3 protein-coding genes and 4 pseudogenes are annotated in these 4,681 nt (G+C 61.7%); 5 read left to right on the forward strand and 2 right to left on the reverse strand.

Annotated elements, in window-relative coordinates; all coding sequences use genetic code 11:
* Both WDW90_RS35095 and WDW90_RS35100 read left to right on the forward strand, forming a co-directional pair.
* Positions 1-88: pseudogene (locus WDW90_RS35095) on the forward strand (IS5-like element ISMex42 family transposase); the annotation flags it as partial.
* 1,051 nt (positions 89-1,139) lie between these two features.
* Positions 1,140-1,328, forward strand: a pseudogene (locus tag WDW90_RS35100) (integrase core domain-containing protein); the annotation flags it as partial.
* 37 nt (positions 1,329-1,365) lie between these two features.
* On the opposite strand, the pseudogene WDW90_RS35105 reads toward WDW90_RS35100, so the two are convergent.
* A pseudogene (locus WDW90_RS35105) lies at positions 1,366-1,890 on the reverse strand (KUP/HAK/KT family potassium transporter); the annotation flags it as partial.
* Positions 1,891-1,961: 71 nt separating this feature from the next.
* Here WDW90_RS35105 and WDW90_RS35110 point away from each other — a divergent pair.
* From WDW90_RS35110 to WDW90_RS35120, 3 genes are all read left to right on the forward strand, one after another.
* On the forward strand, positions 1,962-2,210 hold the full coding sequence (locus WDW90_RS35110) for a hypothetical protein (protein WP_336492361.1): 249 nt from the start codon (positions 1,962-1,964) through the stop codon (positions 2,208-2,210).
* Positions 2,211-3,398: 1,188 nt separating this feature from the next.
* On the forward strand, positions 3,399-3,650 hold the full coding sequence (locus WDW90_RS35115; protein WP_336492362.1) for a hypothetical protein: 252 nt from the start codon (positions 3,399-3,401) through the stop codon (positions 3,648-3,650).
* A 212-nt stretch (positions 3,651-3,862) separates the two neighbouring features.
* Positions 3,863-4,330: a Ros/MucR family transcriptional regulator gene (locus tag WDW90_RS35120; protein ID WP_336492364.1), complete on the forward strand. Its 468-nt coding sequence runs from the start codon at positions 3,863-3,865 to the stop codon at positions 4,328-4,330.
* Between the two features lie 264 nt (positions 4,331-4,594).
* On the opposite strand, the pseudogene WDW90_RS35125 reads toward WDW90_RS35120, so the two are convergent.
* Positions 4,595-4,681, reverse strand: a pseudogene (locus WDW90_RS35125) (IS5-like element ISMex42 family transposase); the annotation flags it as partial.

Below are 4,681 nucleotides of genomic sequence, written 5' to 3' on the forward strand. Positions count from 1 at the left end.
TGCCATTGCAACGCGCTACGAGAAGACCGCCTCAAGCTTCATGGGCGTTCTCGCCCTCGCGGCTGCGCTCGACTGGCTCAAGAGCTAACAGGCCGTAGAGAGCCGGAAGCGCCACAACGGCATTGAGGATCTTGAGCCTGAGGACGTGCTCGTGAACGGCCGTGAATCCATTACGGTGACTGCGGAAATGATCGCCGCAGCTCGCGCCGAGAAGCTGATTGGGGAATTTGTCACCATCGCGCTTCCGAAGCCGCGCCCTTTGGCCGACTGATCTGGGGCGCCCCATCGCGCATGTCCGCTTCAGCCACGCCTGAGGCCGGACCATCGTGGGTGGACCTCGATTCAGAATGGCCGTCATTCTCCAGGCAATTGGGGCATTGGGTGCCTGGGCAGATCGGTCAGCAAGGGGGTGGGTGTTTCCGCATAATCGCGTTAGTGCCCCAGCCCAATCGCCAACGGGTGCGGGGCGTCTGAAGCCGATACGCCCGTTTCATTGTCGCGCTGAAGAGTTTCGGAAGCTGCCCGAGCAGGATTTCAACTTGATTAGCAGAACTCCATATCAGATCTGAGAGGGCAAGCTCGCGCCGAGAAGATGAATGTGTCCTGCGTCTTAGCCCTGGCGCACCATACAGCCTGGGTGCACACTTGATTTGGTATCTTGAAATTTTTGATTTTTTTCAAGACCGGCTGCGGGCTTCGCTGGTGAGCGCCCTCGGCTCGCAGCGCACTTCGGAACTACGACCTGCCGGCGCCCAAGGTGATCGAGAGATGCGGAGAGGCAGCGGTCGCATCTGAGGCTGATTGCCATCTTCTCAAAATGGGTTGTCACGGCTCGCCACGACATCAGCCGCCCGAGCTGCTCGACAATGCTGTGGTTGGCAGACATGGCGCGGCACCGGAAGTGCGGGGCACCCTTCGGGCTGCGTCAATCATTGACGCATTTAACGCCGCTGAGCTGACCGGCTGGCTTTGGACCGGGCTGATTGAGAGGATCAGCCAGGACCGGAGGAGTTGGAGATGAGGAGAGGACAGAGGCCGAGCGCGGAGCAGGTGGTGCTGATGCTGCGCCAGATCGAGGTGCAGACGGCGCAAGGCAAGAGCATCGCCGTCGCGTGCAAGGAGGCGGCATCTGCGAGCAGAGCTACCGCGACGAGTGCCTACGCCAAGAGATCTTCTACTCGCTGAACGAGGCGCAGACCGTGATCGGCCTCTGGCAGAACACCTACAACCGCGTCCGCCCGCACTCGTCACTGGGCTACCGACCACCCGCGCCCGTCACCTTCCCGGATCTGGCCTTCCGCCTACCCATGGCTGCGGCCATGCAGTAGCCTCTCTTCTGGCCCGGTACAAAATACCGGTCAGGTCACCCCGGCTTTGAACGACAAAAAGTCCGATTAGGGCGCAGATGCTGATGGGCTCCACGTAGTGCTCCAAGGCTGGAGCCGCGAGCTTCAGGCCCTCGACGGCGGAGAGCACTGAGATCGCTGGCGTGATGATCGCGTCGCCGTAGAACAGGGCGGCGCTGCCCATGCCGAGGAGTGTCACCGGCAGCACGTGATGGCCCATCTTGCGCTGGAGCAAGGCCATCAATGTGATGGTTCCACCCTCGCCGTTGTTGTCGGCTCTGAGGATGAGGAGCACGTACTTGACCGTGACGACGAGGATGAGCGCCCACAAGATCAGTGACAGCGTTCCGAGCACCGCTGGGCGCGTCACAGTCTGACCATCGGCGGCGGCCCTGAGGCTTTCCTTGAAGGCGTAGAGCGGGCTGGTTCCGATGTCGCCGTAGACGACGCCGATGGAGCCGAGTGTCAGCGTCCAGAAGCTGGTCCGAGCAGGTGTGTGCTGGGCTGTCTCCGTGAGCGGATGACCGGGGACCGTAACGCCCATGCTTGCGAGCCTCTGATGGAGCGATGTAGGCGTGAACGCGTTGAACTTGCCCGTCGTTTCAGGAGGCAGTCATGTACTCTGATCAGGAGCGTGCACGGCATACCTGGGAGCAGGTCAAGCAGGATCTGGAGCAGCTTGCGGAGGCCGAGCCGGAGACCCTGGAAGACGCGCAAAGGCACGAGGCGATGCTCCACCTCGCACGTCTTCGCGCCTACATTGCTGTTGGCCGGGTGATTGCCTTGGGACGAAGTTCCCTCGCTCACAAAGCCTGCGAAGAGGCCCCAATCAGCCTCCTCTACAAGACCCAGCGTAGTCGATGATGGCCTGATGAGGGGCGTGTGGGGCTGCCCACTGGTGAACACAGGACAGTTCCCGAACACTCAGAGAGGGGTCAACGAGTTCACGCGTGCCGCTGCCGGTTCTCACGGCCAAGCCCAGAGGACCGTCGCGCCGAGGCACAAGGTTCTCGGCTCCACGCGCATTAAAGGTAAGTCGAAGTATCGAGAAGCAGAGTAGATGTGCACTCGTGGGGCAAGGCGCATCAGGTTGATGTTCGACGAGGTGATCACACGAATGTGAGATCTACATAGCTCGACCGACACGAAGTTCCGATGCCGTGCCGTTTTTCAGACTGGAGATGCCCTCAGCACCCAGTTCGCGCCGCGCGGGGCCGCCACATCGCAGCCCAATCTACACGGTCGGAGCGCAACGGGGAACATTCGGCTCGTTCAACCCTCACGAGCAACCGTCCAGCGCCAATAATAATTTAGCAAATCCAATACTAATCCGTACTATTTAGAACTGTGGCAATTATGCCTTCGAGCCGAAGAAGGCGAGTGCGTTCCATCATTTGATCAAGACTGAATCTGCGCTCCTCTGATCCCAATAGGCTACCATCGGCGACGCATGAGGGGTCATGTCTGCTCGACACAGAGAGGCCGCGCAAGCGGCACATCGCGTCTCGGATTTCATCGCTCGGGTTGATCTTCGTCTCGATCCCACGGCGGTCAGGCGGGTGCTCAGAAGCTTGGAGCCTGTCATCGACCGAGCCTTTCGGCCGGCTCTGGAAGTGCCCGTTCCAGATGATGTGGCGGCGCTTATCGAGAAGCTTCATGCAGGCCCGCTTGGTCGCCCGCGCTGATCCTCTCAGAGCAAAAGCCGCGTGATCGAGGGCGACGAGTGTCTCCGAGCCGCACCGTCCCTAACAGCACCGGTCTAATGGTGCCTCCCATCATCTTGGCGGTCCCAGGCCAGGATGGTGACCGCTCGGCCAACGCCCTGCATGAGAACACGCAGCGCACGAGCCGGGGGCTGCTCACGGCCGATGTGCCTGTTTCGGGAAACGCAGAGGGCCAACACCTTGAAGAGCGTCGGAGTGCACCATGACTTGGATGAGAACAGCGCCCATTGCCTCGACGACGGATGCGGGCTCACATAGCAGTTCTTGCGCGGCAGGTGCGCGCCAGGATGAGGGCAGCCTGCCTGAGGACCGGGGGCGGCAGCCACGTGTGACGCCGCTTGCGACGCTCCTGCGTGCCCTTGATGGTCTGCTGGCGGCAGAGGATGTGCCCGTGGTGGAGGATGCTGACCGGGAGGTCTGGAGCTACCTGTCGGCCTTCCACGGCCTCACCGATCAAGCCCAGGCATTGCACAACCTTGCCGAGGCGTTCGAACCGCGGTGCACCACATCACCGCGCCATGGCATGATCTGCACCCTCATCGCGCAGCATCGGCGCAGACTGGCCGGTGCTGCGCTGTAGGCCGGCGCCTGCGCCGGCTCGCAGTTTCGCTGAGTCGGCATCATCGCGTTTGGCCGCAGCCGCGCGAGCTTCCATTGAGGTTTGGTGGTTGCCAAAGCAGCCATTCTGCTTTTCCTGTCCGGCCAAGCTAATGATCTCCGGCGGTCTCCCTTGATTTCTGGGCGAAAATCATGAATTAGGCCCACGAGAGGCTAAGAACACCGGAAAAGAAAATGTCAGAATCGACTCAGGGCACCGCGCCTGAATTCATTGAACTCGCCGCCGACATCGTCTCGGCATATGTCTCCAACAATCCCGTTCCTGTGGCCGAGCTTCCGGCTCTCGTCGGAAACGTTCACGCGGCGCTGAATGGCCTCGCTCAGGGGACCTCGCAGGCTGCCGCTTCCGAGGAGCAGGTCGAGAAGGCGACGCCGTCGCAGATCCGCAAGTCGATCACGCCGGACGCGCTGATCTCCTTCATCGACGGCAAGCCCTACAAGACGCTGAAGCGGCATCTCACCGGCCACGGGCTCGACCCCTACAGCTACCGGGCCCGCTTCGGCCTGCCCGCCGACTACCCGATGGTCGCCACCAGCTACGCCGCCCAGCGCTCGGAACTCGCCAAGGCCATCGGCCTCGGGCGGGGCGGCGCTCAGGCAGCAACGGAGCAGACCAGAGGCCGCGGTCGGAAGGCTGCATAAGGCAAGCCAGCTTCTCTGAATATCCGCAGGAACTCAGGCGCGATGTCCAGAGAAGCACTCCGCAATCCTGCGGGGTCTCTCCTCCGCCTTGCGGCCGCTCGCATTGGAGGTCAGGTTTAAGCTAGAGCGATGCACCGCCTTTTGCCCACCGGGTGGCGTAGCAGGGGCGCAATCGCTCGAAGCGTTTAATCGCTCATGGTTCGATTAGGCGACAGCCCTGTAGATCTCGCCAGATCCGGATTGAGGCTCGCCCTCTACGGCCTGTTAGCTCTTGAGCCAGTCCAGAGCGGCTGCGAGCGAGAGAACGCCCATGAAGCTTGAAGCTGTCTTCTCGTAGCGGGTTGCGATGGC

The sequence above is a fragment of the Methylobacterium nigriterrae genome (genome assembly GCF_037106235.1).
Classification (GTDB): Bacteria; Pseudomonadota; Alphaproteobacteria; order Rhizobiales; family Beijerinckiaceae; genus Methylobacterium; species Methylobacterium nigriterrae.